Raw genomic sequence first — 14,279 nt, 5'->3', positions numbered from 1 at the left:
CCGACTGTGAAGCTGCCGTCGTTGGTTAAGAAGTCATCCGCCGCTGAGCCAGAGTCCGTATCAAGTGTCAGTGTTGGCGCATCTGGAGCTGTTGTGTCACCGATAGTCTCTCTGTCTGTGCCTTGGCTACCAGATTGCTCAATCGAGCGAAAAGCATCAAGAAGACTCAAGCTTTGAGTTCGAGACATGCCCAGCGCTTCAAAGCCCGTAGTAACGAACTCTGTACCAGGAATAGTTTCTTCGCCATCACGTTCAATAGTTCCGCTAGCAGCCAAACTTGAACCGTTTTGACCAGCTGCCGTTGCGAACTCTTCACCTAGCTCGGTCGGGTCTTGGCCTTCTTCTAATGCGGCAAAGATATTTGCGATATCTTGGTCTAGTTCAACTTCACCATCTTCAGATGAGAAGCGTTTGATAGATACCTGAGGTTCATTGGTTCCGTCCTGGGATTCAAGAATGACATCCCCTGCTTGTAGTGGCTCGCCTTCTTCCAAGACTTTAATCGTACCATCTACCGAGATAACAATGCGCTGGCCAAGTGCTAATGCACCACCCAAATTCAATGTTGTCATGTCCATATAAACCCCTAAAAAGCATTTCTTGTCTTTAACGTCAAAATAGTGACATTATATTTATAATATTAGTTAGAATATAACATCTAAACTCATATAATTCCTAGTTATGTATCGAGCATTTAACATACTGAGTGACAAGGTAATGACGGTGATCACATCACACAATAATCTAAGTGCTCACATTCACAATATAAGTTATTGTGTTTGCGAAAAATAATTGAGTTAAAAATACAAGATTGAAGCGCTTAAAATCATCATAAAACGCACACCAATCGGTTAACATTTTCACAACCATTTACGAGCGCCAATTTAGCGATCGTGGTTTTTTTGGCGGTTCATCTAAATTTTGCATATAACGGCACAAATTCAATACTTAGATGTGAGCTTATTTTAGGGAGACGCAAATTGAATAGGCTTCAAATAACAACATTGGGGTTAGCTATAAGTATTAGCTTACCGACAACAGCACAAACCTTAGAGCAAGCCGTTGCGTTTACTTTAGAAAGCAACCCTGAAATCAAAAGTGCTTATAACGAATATATCAGTAAGCGTTATCTTAACGACGCTTCTGGTGGTGCTTATCGACCAAGTATAGACTTAGATGGTGGGATTGGTTATGAACATACTGATCTAGCAACCAACCAAGACACCACCGATCTGACTAGAAAAGAAGCAACGATCACTTTGACCCAGTTAATATGGGATGGTGCTAATACATCCAATGATATCGACCGTACTGCTGCTGATGCAGAGTCTGTGCGCTATCAACTACTATCTAACGCGCAAGACATCGCTTTAGAAGTAACCAAGGTTTATCTTGACGCAGTGAAAGCCTATGAAGTGCTTTCTCTTTCGGAAAGTAACTTAGCGACGCACAAAGAGATATATAACGATATTCGTAAGCGCGTGGAATCAGGTATTGGTTCAACCGCAGATATGTCACAAGTTGAGGCTCGTATTGCGAAAGCGCACGGGAATTTGCTTGCTGCTCAAAACAACCTTTTTGATACACATACACAGTTTAAAAGAATTGTTGGTCAATCTCCGTTAGGGTTAACCTTCCCTCGCGCAGATGTGGGCGCGATTCCTTATACCGTTGATGGTGCGTTGGCAAAAGCGTTTAACCAGCACCCGGTAATCAAGATTGCACAAGCCGATGTTGACTCAGCGAAGTTCCAGTACAAGCAATCCAAAAGCACTAACTACCCGACTGTTTCTTTTGAAGCCGCTCAAACTTGGCGTGATGACGCCGGTGGTACAGAAGGCAGCAGCGATGAGTTTTCTGCCATGGTTCGTTTAAGGTACAACCTTTACAACGGTGGTTCGGATCAAGACCGTGCAGAAAGTGCCGCTTACCAACTCAACAAAGCCAAAGACCTTCGCGAAAGCACTTATCGCAATGTAGAAGAGAGTCTGCGTCTTTCATGGAGCGCACTTGATTTAACGGTTCAGCAAAAAGAGTTCCTATCTGACCACGTAGACTCGGCATCAGACACGGTAATCTCATATGAGAAACAATACCGCATCGGTAAACGTACTCTTCTCGACTTACTTAACACCGAGAATGAATTATTCGAAGCTCGTAAAGGCTATTTAGATGCTAAGTATGACGAGCAATACGCAAAATATCGCGTAATGAACGCAACTGGTAACCTACTCATCGGTTTACGAGTTGAGATCCCAGAAGAATGGAATGAAAAGGTGGAATATTAATGAAGCTTACCAACACAGTATTATCGCTTTGCTTCATGGTTGTATCTGCCAATGCTTTAGCTGAAAACAGCGAAGATGAATTCGAATATCGCGCTCTTCCGCCTGTTACTCAAATTTACGATCTTCAAGATGATGACAATGACGGTGTAATCAACGCGCGAGATTTATGTCCCGATACACAAATTGGTGCTGAGATCGATAACGACGGTTGTGGATCATATTTCGAGTCATCGGAAAAGAAAGAGCTGCATATACTCTTCGCTAATAACTCCACGGAAATAAACCCTGTCTTCCTAGGGCAGATACGCCAAATGGCTGCGTTTTTGAAACGCTACGAGAGTACCAGCATTGAATTGCAAGGTTATGCCAGTAAAGTAGGTAACGCGGCACACAACCTAAAGCTTTCTAAAGAACGAGCATCGCATGTAAGACGAGCGCTAATCAGCAATGGTATTCAGCCATCTAGAGTCAACATCGTCGGTCATGGTGATTCTGAATTCAGCAGTGATGACACTCAAATCAATCACGCACTGCATCGAAAAGTTGTTGCTTCCGTTGTTGGATTTAAGGGTAATATCAAAGAAGAATGGCACATCTTCACCAAAATTAAAAAGTAGGCGTACCCTGCTTTTGCCATACTGAAACGTTATCTTAAGTTAACGTTTCAGTATGGTGATAATTCCTTGAATAGCATATACCTAAGCCGTCTATAATGTTAATCTTGCCACGTTATCAACATAGAGAATTAATCCATGAGCAAACTAACAGCTGATACTCAAGCAAATCTAGAACTTTTCGTTTCTGAAACACAAGAAACTAAACTGGTATGGGGCCTTCGCAACGAAGAAGGTTGGCTAGCATGTGACTCAAGTGAATTCGAAAACAGCGAAGTGATGCCATTCTGGTCTTCAAAAGAAGATGCTCAAACTCACAACGTTGAAGAGTGGGCTGACTTCGAAGTATTAGAAATTCCACTAGATATCTTTGTAGAAGATTGGTTACTGACTCTTGCTGAAGACGGCGTTCTTGTTGGTACTAACTGGAATGCAACATTAGAAGGCAAAGAACTTGAGCCTTCTGACCTAGCGAAATTATACATCTAATTTCCGATATCGGTCGCGCGAACCGTGCGACCGATATACCTCTGATTAGTATCAATAAATTAGAGACCTACCTCGCATAACCTCGTAGCCGCACCATTCAAAATTTGAAGCAACATCAAACTAATAATAGAATATCGTTCTTTATCTGATTGATCGTCTCTTGTGAATCACTTCGTTTTTGTTACCTTTCTACTGTTCATTAGCTTTTGTTCTTATAGCCAAGTATCAACATCAGATCGTGACCACAATTCACCAGTCTATACCTCTAATCTAAGCTCTACTCCAAATGCTGATTGGAACGCGCTTTATCTCTCTACTTTAAACCACTCTCCTGAGCGCGCATTAAACATGCTGCAAACACGCTACATCGGCTCAACGGTTTATGGAGATAAGCTTTACCTTGCGTCTCTTCTGTATCAATACATGAGCCACCGAGATCAGCCGTTTTACGGAATAACTTCAAACGACAGCGACTACCAAGCGATAGAAACAGCGTTTATTTCTGCTCTGATGAAAGACGGCAAAGGCCAATATGAACAAGCACAACAAGGCTTTCTAACACTTTTGGCGAAAATGCAATCTCGTGGTGATTTAACTGGAAAAGCCTTACTAAAATACCAGCTATGCCGATCGCTTAACGAGCAAGCTAAATACCATCAAGCGAACTATTACTGCTCTGCCCTTCAGTCAGATTTACATGACATCGCTGACCCTGTATTACCAAAATTCGGGACTTATCGAGTCATCGCGAACAATCACCATTTCCGCAGTGACTATCAAGCTGCACTAGACACCTACCTATCCCTAATAAATGTGTTTCCACAAGGGCATGATATTTCAGGGGTTTACAACGATGTGGGTAACTTGCTCAAAGAATTAAAGCAATATGAAAAATCGGCGGAGTATCTAGATAAAGCTCTCATTCTCAGAGCAAACGCTTCAGATTTAATGAAAGCACAAGTGCATCACAGCCTTGCGGATCTCTACCTTAACCAAGAGCAAAGTGACCTAGCAATTCACCACTTTCAGACAGCAAGAACACTGTTGAGCGCAACGTCGCATAGCTACGGTATCGCACTAACAAATCTTGGCTTAGGAAAAGCATACACTCAAACGAAAGACTATGATTTGGCGAGAGCCTACCTAATCGAGTCTCTTTCAGCTTCGAGCGAACTGAGCAATGATGTCATTCGCATCAATGCTTACTTGGCGATCAGCGATATGTTCGAAGAACAGAAACTGCCAACGGAAGCGCTCAACTATGCTCAACAAGCGCTAGAAATAGCAGAACAAGTCACAAGGCATAAATACATCGCGCAATCACTTCTGCAACTTTCTGATATTCATCAATCACTCGGCGATTACCAACAAGCTTTCTATTTCTACCAGCGATACTCATCAATACAAATGGAAGCTAGAGACATCGATAATCGACTCGCACTCGAAGCACTCGGCTTAACGCACGCCAAATATGAGCAGGAACTCGAGAGTTCTTTCCTGACACATCAGGCGAAACTCGACAGTGTTCAAATTGAAAAAATGGAACATCAAAGATGGATGTACAACATCGTTGTTATTCTGTTGCTTTGTGCTGCAAGCTTTACGGTATTGGTAAACAAAACGGTTCGCGCAAAAGCAGCAATTGATGGCTTAACGAAAGCATATAGCCGAACTGAGATAATTCGAAGAATCAAAAGAGTGAAACGCTGTAAAGGAACGGACAAACAGCATGTGCTCGTGCTGCTCGATCTCGATAAGTTTAAGAAGATTAATGATGAGCATGGGCACCCTACTGGTGATCGAGCCCTGGTCCACATTAGTGATCAAGTTAGAAAACACTTAGTGAATGGTGAATTGTTTGGTCGCTTAGGGGGTGAAGAATTTGTCATCATGCTAACCGATACCAAACCAACAGAGGTACGAGAACGCGTTGAAGAGTTGCACTACGCCATTTCAAGTACTGTCTTCTTATCAGAAAGCAAAAAGTCACTTAATGTGACCGCGAGTTTTGCTTATCTAGCAACCTCAAACGCATTAAGTGACTTTGATGACTTGTATTCAGTGCTTGACCAAGCGCTCTATCAAGCCAAAAGCAACGGTCGAAACTGTATTATTGATGCATATAACGAACCGATTGATTTACCTGAGATTATTTATTCTCAGCCTGTTTGCGAACCAACTCAGCCATAATGCTTTCGCGATCACCGAGGTAATCGTTAAGGCCAACTTTACGTAGTTCACATGCCGGACAATCGCCACAGCCATCACCAACAATGCCGTTGTAACAAGTCAGTGTTTTGTTTCTAACAAGTTCAAGTGCTGAGTACTGGTCTGCTAGCGCCCATGTCTCAGCCTTGTTTAACCACATTAGCGGTGTTTTGATATCAAGCTGCTTGTCCATACCTTGTACAAGTGCAGAGTTCATCGCTTTCACAAAGTCATTACGGCAATCAGGGTAACCAGAAAAGTCTGTTTCACACACACCTGTAATCACGGTTTCAGCACCGATTTGGTAAGCGTAAATACCCGCTAGAGTTAGAAATAGAATATTACGACCAGGAACGAATGAGTTCGGCAGCCCATTCTCTTGCAGCTCATGAGACACAGGAATATCGTCACGAGTCAAAGAGCTGATAGCCAGTTCATTCAACAGAGTCACATCCATCACTTTGTGCGCTTTCACACCAAGCTCTTTCGACAATGACTCCGCAACTTCAATCTCGAGTCTATGGCGCTGACCATAATCAAACGTAATCGCATGAACTTCATCATACTCTTTTAATGCTTGAACAAGACACGTTGTTGAGTCTTGACCACCACTGAATACTACCACTGCTTTTTTCATCTTAAATCCTTACGAGAACCTTCTACTAGCGACTTATCTTGCCCAGTAAAAATACAACCTATGCGATGCTCAAATATTTGTGAGTTTGTATTGATAAGCGCCAATTGCGCTCAATGCAGGTATCAATACAAAGCTGAGTAGCGCGGTCTTTTTGGCTGATTGGTTGCAGAGCGATAACAGTGTCGTTAGGAACTGCTGCTCGCTCCAATAAACCGTCAAGTTGTTCGATGTCTTTGCTTGTACCTACTGGATGCTTAATTTCGTTAGCACGTTGCAAGGCGCTATCTAAGATTTCCAGTTTCGCTTTCATCGCCACTTTCGGTGACACCGTAACCCAAGTATCCGGTGTGGCTTTAACTTCTGATGTTCCGCTAGTCTCAATCTGACAGCGACAACCGTGCTGCTCAAATGCTTCAGTAAGAGGAACAAGATCATAAATGCATGGCTCACCACCAGTAATCACAATGTGCTTAGCAGTGTAACCTTGCTTGATATATTCATTCGCGATTCCTTGAGCATCGATTGCTGACCAAGTGGGTGAATCTTCTGTCTTAACCATAATATCGCCAAGGCTGGTTTCATCTTCTGGCAACGCTTCCCAGGTCTGCTTGGTATCACACCAAGAACAGCCCACAGGGCAAATTTGTAGACGAACAAAAACAGCGGGAACGCCAGTAAACACGCCCTCACCCTGAATGGTTTCAAACATTTCATTAATCTTGTACAACTTTCCCTCAGCTCAATCATTTGATGAAATTAATCAACCGCAGACCTTAAAGCACTTCCCCCTTTTGGTCAAACAAATGAGTACTGATAAATGAGTTGATCAAAGCCCTAGCCTGAACTTTAAAGTTCCCTTATCCTTTCGCCCATAGATTTCGTTAGCTTTTAATTTTTTAGTAAGGAACAACATGTACAAACTGATTGCTCTTGATATGGATGGCACATTACTCAACAGTGAAAAAGTGATATCTCAAGAGAACAAAGACGCGATCGCCAAAGCACGCGCTGCAGGCGTGAAAGTGGTTCTCGCTTCTGGTCGCCCTTTAGAAGGCATGCAAAGCAAATTAGATGAGCTTTCGATTGACGGCGAAGATGACTTTGTACTCTTCTACAACGGCTCTATGGTTCAGAACGTATCGACAAAAGAGATCATTCACAGTGAGATCAGCAACGGTAAAGCCGCAAAAGAGATTGCTGCCCTCGCTGAACACCTTGGTGGTTATGTCCATGCTTTCAGCAAGATCCACGGCTTAATCACACCTGAGAACAATGAGTACACTGGTATTGAAGCGCGTATTAATGGCTTAGAGATTACCGAGTTCGACTTTTCTCGACTAGAAGATGACCACGAAATCATCAAAACTATGATTGTCGCTGAACCAAGCAAGCTGACTGAAATCATCGGCAAGTTACCACAAGAGCTTAAGACTCAGTTTACTATCGTACAAAGTGCACCATTCTTCTTAGAGTTCCTAAACCCGAAATCAAACAAGGGTGTCGGTATTGAAGCGATAGCGAAACACTTATGCATTAAAGCGGAAGAAGTCATCTGCATGGGTGATGCTGAAAACGATCACCATATGCTTGAATACGCAGGCCTTGGCATTGCAATGGAAAACGCAATGGAAGAAACCAAGAAACTGGCGGATCACATCACAGCGAGCAACGACGACCATGGTGTCGCAGTCGCGATTGAGAAGTTTATCTTCAACTCATAAACGCTCAACAGGCTCTCATGAGAATTACTTTTTGCTTGTTGCAGAAATAACAAAGGCTGTGCACTGCACAGCCTTTTAAATTTTGTGTTAGTCGAGTCGCTTACTCTCTTTTCCATGGCAGACGAAATGCCACCACACCAAACAGAATCAAGATTGGGAAACGTAACGTTTCAACAATAAATGAAGCAATACCGCTGAAAGAGACAAAGCTTCCAGCCCAGCTAATCAGCAGATTTCCCGCTAACAACATAGCCATCACTCCAAGAACGATCTTGAATGAGAACTGACCAACCAAAGGTTTCGAGTCTGTTAACGTCACTAGGCATGCAATCGTCATCAAAATCGCCACCCAGAATGAGAATGTTGGCAGTGGCCATATCACCGTGAGAACAATCGACAGTAAGCACAATGCCCACCAAACACCTTTAGAGCTCAATAAAGCACTAATATCAACATCCGGTTTCGCGTCTAATCTCACGATATGCCACATCGTTAACGCGCCTAATACGCCACCCATTAATACATCGCTAAAAAACGCACTGCCTGAATAAGACTTAAATAGCATGATCCACAGCAGGCCAGCGAGCACTACCAGAATAGCTTTTTGCTCCAAGAGGCGCTTTAGTTTCCAAAAGACTAACAAGGTTAAACTAACCCACAAGGCAGCCAACAGACTTGGGAAGCTATACCCACTGCTCATCACTAACTTCAATGTTGGCAGGTAGGCATGCGGACGTGGAAAACCAAAACCTTGATGTGCGATCAAAGTAAGCAATGTCACCGAGATCAAAGTGAAGCCAAACTTCAACGCGAAGTTACGGCCAAAGTACCAAGCAATTAGCGGTAATATAACAATGAAGATCCATGGCTTCGCCAACAAGTCAGTCAAAAGCACAGTATTCGCAAACACGCTTGGCATCTTATCGAATGTGTTTTGAAGTGACACAATCCAATTTAATTCAACTTGATGAACCTTAGGTGCCGCGCCCACCAGCTCAGTTACATAGGTCACAGGTTGATCTGTCGCAGATAAAAACAGCTCGTTAATCTCAGACCACTGTTCTGGATAACGGTATTGGTGATCTTGTAATTCAGTAGGAGGAAGTAACATCGCTCGGCTGACTTCCACGCCGTAATGAGGAGCAAACCAAATCGGCAGCTCAAAGCCACCTAACTCATTTCGAGCCTTGTAACTGATCACTTCCGAGTCAGAAATACAATCAAACACGACGGCACTGTCGGTATAACCCAGTACATCACCGACCGTTACTGACAAACCCGCCTCTTCCCACGTTTCACGTTGCGCCGCGACGGCTGGCGGCTCACCTGAAACAACAGTGCCTCCCGGTAGAGACAATTGACCTGTGATCAACTCATCAACCAACACTATTTGGTTATCAGCTCGTACTACACACAAAGCGCCCGCGATATGATCGGGCAAAGTGTTGTTTGCCCAAACGGAAGTAGTACTCAAAAGAGACAGTATGAAAACTAATAAATATCGAATAACCAACGAGTTTACCTAAAAAAATAATAGAAGAAATTTGAGACTGCTAATGCATCACGCCTAGTGTAATCAAAGCCGCACAAAATCGCTGTCTACGTTTTGTGCAAAGCCTTCCTCATCCATTGAATGTGAGGTGTGAACCCCATTTTTTGATAGAAGTCCTTGGCAGGTGAATTAAAGTCCCACACTTCTACAAAGACTTGTTCAACCCCGTAATCATCAAAAGTACTTTCAACCTTGTTAAACAACTTTTCAGCAATTGATTCTTTTCGATAATCAGGCAAGACAAACAGCTCATCGACACTCCCCATCGGCACTGGTTTGCTCACCGTAGAGATAAGCTCACAAAAATGCCCAGAGATAAAACCAACAATGAGCTCACCTTTTAATGCCACATAAACCAAACATTCAGGATCATCCAAGTATCGTGCAATGCTTTTTTCCTGCTCAATCTCTTCTGCCGTTTTAAAGTGCTCTGGGCTAGCAAGGTGGTGATGATGGTGGAGATCGAACATTAACTCGTTAAGTTGTTCCAAATCCGCGTGCTTTGCGGCCCTTAAGGTTACATTCATGACTATTGCGCTTCTCAAACCAAATTAATATCTAAACTGAGTCTAGTTTACTTGGCGTGAGTATCTATACAAGTTATTGAATTAATTCATTGTTTGAAGTGTGTATTTTAGATACAAAAACGGCCACATTACGTGGCCATTCTGTTTGAATGATTTTGAATTAAACGAATATCGAAGCTATGGTTTTGGCTGTGGCTTTTGCGGTAGTTTCAACTTTATGCACCGTTATCTTCTTTCTCTTCTTTGAGATCAGCAAGTTGTTGTTCCAATTCAATAAGCTTAATTTCAGCCTCAACTTCAGCAACTCGTTTTTCTGCATCGGTGCGATTGTCTTGCGCTAGACCATCAGCAGTAACTTGGGTTCGTTGTGCGTTTCTTGCATCGTCCGTATCTTTCATTGAACCCGCAACGCCACCGGTCACGCCACCTAATGCAGCGCCCTTCACCGCTAAACTCGCATCTCCAGTTAGAGCGCCTGCTGTCGCTCCCAATAAAGCACCACCCACCGCACCACGATTACGTGCAGCATTCTCATTTTCGTTATCCATTGCTGGTGATGCGCAACCAGAAAGAGTCACAATCAGTGTCGCTAAAAGGAAAGGTTTAGTGAATTTCATAGGAGTCTCGCTTAGTTCATCGTTTGGAGTAGAGCCATCTTAAGCAGAACCGTTAATGAGATAAATAAAGCCACGTTTAGACGATACATCATGTTCAGCTATATATTATTCAGCCATCACATAACTTATTAATGATATATAGCTTTGAGCTCGCTTTATCCTCACCAACAAAAAGGCGACCAATAAGGTCGCCTCAATCGCGCTTTCTCAATAAATTTTGTCTTTCACATGTCGCTCTTAGCCTTTGGACCAAAAGTTTTGCATGTTTTCTGCGCTAGGTGGTGGCCTAACACCGCAATCTCGATAATGATTTTTATCGCCGATCCCCAGTATCTTGCCATTTTCGTCATCAATCATCGCGGCAACTTTAACACCGTCTCCCACATGACGAGTCAACACGACAATTTCACCGGCTCTTTCAGACCTTACCGCGCCTAGGATTTGATATTCGTAGCGGCCTTTCCTTGAATTAACGATCATCTTCGAGTTGATCGGGTCGGCTTCATATCCCACACCAATATCAAAAACCGCTTGATAGAGATCGACTCCAGTCTTTGATACACATTTAAATACCTTGGGATGACTCAAAGGTTCTAACAACGCTCTACTCGCTTCATCCTTTGAAATACTGGCACTAGCAGCACCACTAACCAGTAAAGCAATCAACAAAAAGTAAGCTCGCATAAAAAGACCTCAATATGTGGGATTCATAATGAGGTCATAGTAAACGCAATGGATAAGCAGATGAATAAACTGGCGTTTAGGTAAACCATCACGCTGGCTTATGTATAAAGCAACAAGCCGAAGATCAGATTACCTAAACAACAAAACTTATTTACCGAGCTTTTCAGCAATTTCCGTTAAGCTGGTTGGGTCGTCAATCGTCGAAGGCACCACATACTGTTCACCTTCTGCGATCTGCCGGATCGTTCTACGTAAAATCTTACCAGAGCGTGTCTTAGGGAGTCTCTCAACCACCAAAGCTTGCTTAAAGCAGGCTACCGCGCCAATCTCATTACGAACCTTGCCAACCAACTCCGCTTGTAACTCAGTGCCATCGACTTTGACGCCATCTTTTAACACAACTAAGCCCAGCGGTAGCTGCCCTTTTAAGTCATCGTGAATGCCGACTACCGCACATTCTGCAATGGCTGGGTGACCACCGACGATCTCTTCCATTTCTCCCGTCGACAGACGATGCCCCGCCACGTTTATCACATCATCAATACGACCCATGATAAATAGATACCCATCTTCATCAAGATAGCCGCCATCACCCGAAACGTAATAGCCTGGGAATTGGCTCAGATAGCCAGACTCAAATCGATCATGATTACGCCAAACCGTTGGTAGACAACCGGGTGGCAACGGGCGTTTAAGAGCCACAAATCCTTGTTGATTAGGTTGGGCGACTTCACCGAGTTCATTGAGAATCTCCACTTGGTAACCCGGAACAGGTTTAGTGGAGGAACCCGCTTTCACTGGCAAAGATTCCAGCCCTGTTGGATTGGCGGAAATGGCCCAACCTGTTTCTGTTTGCCACCAATGATCGATAACTGGTTTATTGGTATGAGACTCAACCCAATCCAATGTTGGCGGGTCTAAGCGCTCGCCAGCCATGAAAATCGACTTGAGCGATGATAAGTCATACTTGGTGAGCAACTCGCCTTCAGGATCTTCTTTCTTGATTGCTCTGAATGCGGTTGGCGCAGAAAACAACACATCGACGTTGTACTCTTCACACACACGCCAGAAAGCGCCGGGATCTGGCGTTCTGACTGGCTTGCCTTCAAACAAAATGGTCGTACAACCATGAATCAATGGCGCATACACAATGTAGGAATGCCCCACTACCCAGCCGACATCAGAAGCCGCCCAAAACACACCATCTTGCGGCATATCGTAGATAGTGCTCATCGAGTATTTCATGGCAACCGCATGACCACCATTATCGCGCACCACGCCTTTTGGCTTACCCGTCGTCCCTGATGTATACAATATATATAGTGGGTCAGTCGCTAGAACAGGCACACATACGTGAGGCAAAGCATCGTTAACCGCTTGTTGCCAAAGTACATCGCGTTCATTGTTCAATTCGGCTAGAGACTGCTCTCTTTGGAATACCACTACTTTCTCGGGCTTCCAGCGACTGTCAATGATCGCTCGATCAACCATCGGCTTATATGGCAGAACTTTGTTTATCTCCACACCGCAGGATGCAGTAATCAACACCTTGGGCTCGGCATCTTCAATTCGAACGGCAAGCTCATGAGGGGCGAAACCACCAAACACCACCGAATGCACCGCGCCTAGTCGTGCACACGCCAACATTGCCATCGCCGCTTCAGGAATCATTGGCATGTAGATCACCACACGGTCGCCTTTGGTAACGCCTTGCGTCGCTAACATACCTGCGACTTTAGCCACTTGGTCTCGCAATTGATTATAAGTGTACGAGGATTGAGTTCCAGTAACTGGAGAGTCGTAAATCAGCGCGGTATTATCACCTCGCCCATTTTCACAATGATAATCCAGCGCCAACCAGCAGGTGTTCATTACCCCATCAGGAAACCAACGCTCAATACCGTTATCGTCAGTTTGTAATATCGTTTTTGGTGGTTCAAACCAATCTATCGCTTGTGCTTGTGTTTCCCAGAACGAATTGGGGTCTTCCCTAGCCCATTGATACTCGGTGATATAATCGGTTTTTCTGTTCATTCGATTCGTAGCAGACATAGTGCCTCCTCCATGATTTATCCATTTGTCCAAGCAACTAGCTTTTAGCAGTGTCACTTGGGTGCACTCTTTTCTCAGCGTAGTGTTCGTGAACATTTAACCGTTCACGACAATCGCTTTACTTGGGAAAAGGCACACGAATGGCACCTTCCATGATCACTCGGGCACTACGACTCATAATCGCCCTCTCAATTCTCCACCCACTTTCGCCTTGTATCGCTTTAGCACCCACTTTTAAGGTTCCTGATGGATGACCAAAAGTCACAAAATCTCGGGAACCCTCACCGACTGCCAAGTTAACTAACGTACCCGGAACACTGGCCGCTGAAGCAATGGCGACCGCAGCCGTACCCATCATGGCGTGGTGCAATTGCCCCATAGACAAAGCTCGCACCAGAAGATCAGTATCTTCAACAGCAACCGATTTACCACTGGAAGCTTGATAAGCTTGAGGCTTAGCAACAAACGCGACTTTAGGAGTGTGCTGGCGTGATTCAGCTTGCTCTAGGGAATCAATAAGTCCCATCGCAACCGCACCATGTGCTCGGATGGACTCAAACAGAGCCAAGGCTTTTGAATCACTGTTAATATCCGATTGAAGCTCTGTACCTTGATAACCAACCGATTCAGCATCAACAAAAATGGTCGGTATTCCTGCATTGATGTATGTCGCTTTGATGCAACCCAGATCTGGAACATCTAAGAAATCGACAATATTCCCTGTTGGGAACATAGAGCCACTCGCATCGGCTGGATCTAGGAAATCAACTTGGATCTCAGCAGCGGGAAAAGTGACACCATCGAGTTCAAAGTCACCCAACTCTTTGACTTCTCCATCAGCGATAGGCACATGAACAATAATGGTTTTTTCTATGTTCACTTGCCATACT

General features: G+C 44.0%; 13 protein-coding genes and 1 pseudogene. 5 read left to right on the top strand and 9 right to left on the bottom strand.

Translation table 11 applies throughout. The annotated features are described in order from the left end of the window. Positions 1-578, bottom strand: a pseudogene (locus IQQ51_RS06500) (hypothetical protein); the annotation flags it as partial. Positions 579-980: 402 nt separating this feature from the next. Here IQQ51_RS06500 and IQQ51_RS06495 point away from each other — a divergent pair. From IQQ51_RS06495 to IQQ51_RS06480, 4 genes are all read left to right on the top strand, one after another. After that, complete coding sequence (locus tag IQQ51_RS06495; RefSeq protein WP_228012708.1) at positions 981-2,288, top strand: TolC family outer membrane protein; 1,308 nt, start codon at positions 981-983, stop codon at positions 2,286-2,288. Then, positions 2,288-2,905: an OmpA family protein gene (locus IQQ51_RS06490; RefSeq protein ID WP_059020346.1), complete on the top strand. Its 618-nt coding sequence runs from the start codon at positions 2,288-2,290 to the stop codon at positions 2,903-2,905. Before IQQ51_RS06495 ends, IQQ51_RS06490 begins: the two co-directional genes overlap by 1 nt. A gap of 135 nt (positions 2,906-3,040) precedes the next feature. Further along, complete coding sequence (locus IQQ51_RS06485; RefSeq protein ID WP_017062305.1) at positions 3,041-3,391, top strand: DUF2750 domain-containing protein; 351 nt, start codon at positions 3,041-3,043, stop codon at positions 3,389-3,391. 162 nt (positions 3,392-3,553) lie between these two features. Next, positions 3,554-5,581: a diguanylate cyclase gene (locus IQQ51_RS06480; protein WP_193840631.1), complete on the top strand. Its 2,028-nt coding sequence runs from the start codon at positions 3,554-3,556 to the stop codon at positions 5,579-5,581. Here IQQ51_RS06480 and queC read toward each other — a convergent pair. After that, a complete protein-coding gene (queC, locus tag IQQ51_RS06475) occupies positions 5,541-6,236 on the bottom strand; it encodes a 7-cyano-7-deazaguanine synthase QueC (protein WP_017063822.1) in 696 nt (231 codons plus the stop codon). The genes IQQ51_RS06480 and queC overlap by 41 nt on opposite strands. A 58-nt stretch (positions 6,237-6,294) precedes the next feature. Continuing rightward, positions 6,295-6,963 (bottom strand): 7-carboxy-7-deazaguanine synthase QueE, encoded by a 669-nt coding sequence (gene queE, locus IQQ51_RS06470; protein WP_322632740.1) that lies wholly within the window; start codon positions 6,961-6,963, stop codon positions 6,295-6,297. 184 nt (positions 6,964-7,147) lie between these two features. Between queE and IQQ51_RS06465 the strand changes: the two genes are divergently transcribed. Further along, positions 7,148-7,957 (top strand): Cof-type HAD-IIB family hydrolase, encoded by an 810-nt coding sequence (locus IQQ51_RS06465; protein ID WP_048606866.1) that lies wholly within the window; start codon positions 7,148-7,150, stop codon positions 7,955-7,957. 100 nt (positions 7,958-8,057) lie between these two features. Here the strand turns inward: IQQ51_RS06465 and IQQ51_RS06460 are convergent, their stop codons facing one another. From IQQ51_RS06460 to IQQ51_RS26750, 6 genes are all read right to left on the bottom strand, one after another. Further along, the gene (locus IQQ51_RS06460) at positions 8,058-9,470 is read right to left on the bottom strand and encodes a bifunctional NUDIX hydrolase/phosphatase PAP2 family protein (protein ID WP_193840630.1); all 1,413 of its coding nucleotides are present in this window, start codon (positions 9,468-9,470) and stop codon (positions 8,058-8,060) included. Between the two features lie 86 nt (positions 9,471-9,556). Beyond that, positions 9,557-10,036, bottom strand: coding sequence for a GNAT family N-acetyltransferase (locus tag IQQ51_RS06455; RefSeq protein WP_009846623.1), 480 nt, complete (start codon positions 10,034-10,036; stop codon positions 9,557-9,559). Between the two features lie 215 nt (positions 10,037-10,251). Continuing rightward, a complete protein-coding gene (locus IQQ51_RS06450) occupies positions 10,252-10,653 on the bottom strand; it encodes a glycine zipper domain-containing protein (protein ID WP_017062298.1) in 402 nt (133 codons plus the stop codon). 237 nt (positions 10,654-10,890) lie between these two features. Next, on the bottom strand, positions 10,891-11,337 hold the full coding sequence (locus IQQ51_RS06445) for a hypothetical protein (protein WP_193840629.1): 447 nt from the start codon (positions 11,335-11,337) through the stop codon (positions 10,891-10,893). Positions 11,338-11,484: 147 nt separating this feature from the next. Continuing rightward, positions 11,485-13,389, bottom strand: a complete 1,905-nt coding sequence (locus IQQ51_RS06440; protein ID WP_193840628.1) for a propionyl-CoA synthetase — start codon at positions 13,387-13,389, stop codon at positions 11,485-11,487. A gap of 118 nt (positions 13,390-13,507) precedes the next feature. Further along, positions 13,508-14,279: PrpF domain-containing protein (locus tag IQQ51_RS26750; protein ID WP_228012707.1), on the bottom strand; the 772-nt coding region annotated here is incomplete at its 5' end.

The sequence above is a fragment of the Vibrio sp. OPT18 genome, assembly GCF_015163615.1.
Taxonomy (GTDB): Bacteria; Pseudomonadota; Gammaproteobacteria; order Enterobacterales; family Vibrionaceae; genus Vibrio; species Vibrio coralliirubri.
This window is presented reverse-complemented; position numbering and strand designations above follow the sequence as displayed.

Bases quoted from the DNA above. Each gene is read 5' to 3' on its own strand.
- IQQ51_RS06445 (WP_193840629.1), bottom strand. From the start codon at position 11,337: ATGCGAGCTTACTTTTTGTTGATTGCTTTACTGGTTAGTGGTGCTGCT.
- queC (WP_017063822.1), bottom strand. From the start codon at position 6,236: ATGAAAAAAGCAGTGGTAGTATTCAGTGGTGGTCAAGACTCAACAACG.
- IQQ51_RS06440 (WP_193840628.1), bottom strand. From the start codon at position 13,389: ATGTCTGCTACGAATCGAATGAACAGAAAAACCGATTATATCACCGAG.
- IQQ51_RS06485 (WP_017062305.1), top strand. From the start codon at position 3,041: ATGAGCAAACTAACAGCTGATACTCAAGCAAATCTAGAACTTTTCGTT.
- IQQ51_RS06465 (WP_048606866.1), top strand. From the start codon at position 7,148: ATGTACAAACTGATTGCTCTTGATATGGATGGCACATTACTCAACAGT.
- IQQ51_RS06450 (WP_017062298.1), bottom strand. From the start codon at position 10,653: ATGAAATTCACTAAACCTTTCCTTTTAGCGACACTGATTGTGACTCTT.
- IQQ51_RS06455 (WP_009846623.1), bottom strand. From the start codon at position 10,036: ATGAATGTAACCTTAAGGGCCGCAAAGCACGCGGATTTGGAACAACTT.
- IQQ51_RS06490 (WP_059020346.1), top strand. From the start codon at position 2,288: ATGAAGCTTACCAACACAGTATTATCGCTTTGCTTCATGGTTGTATCT.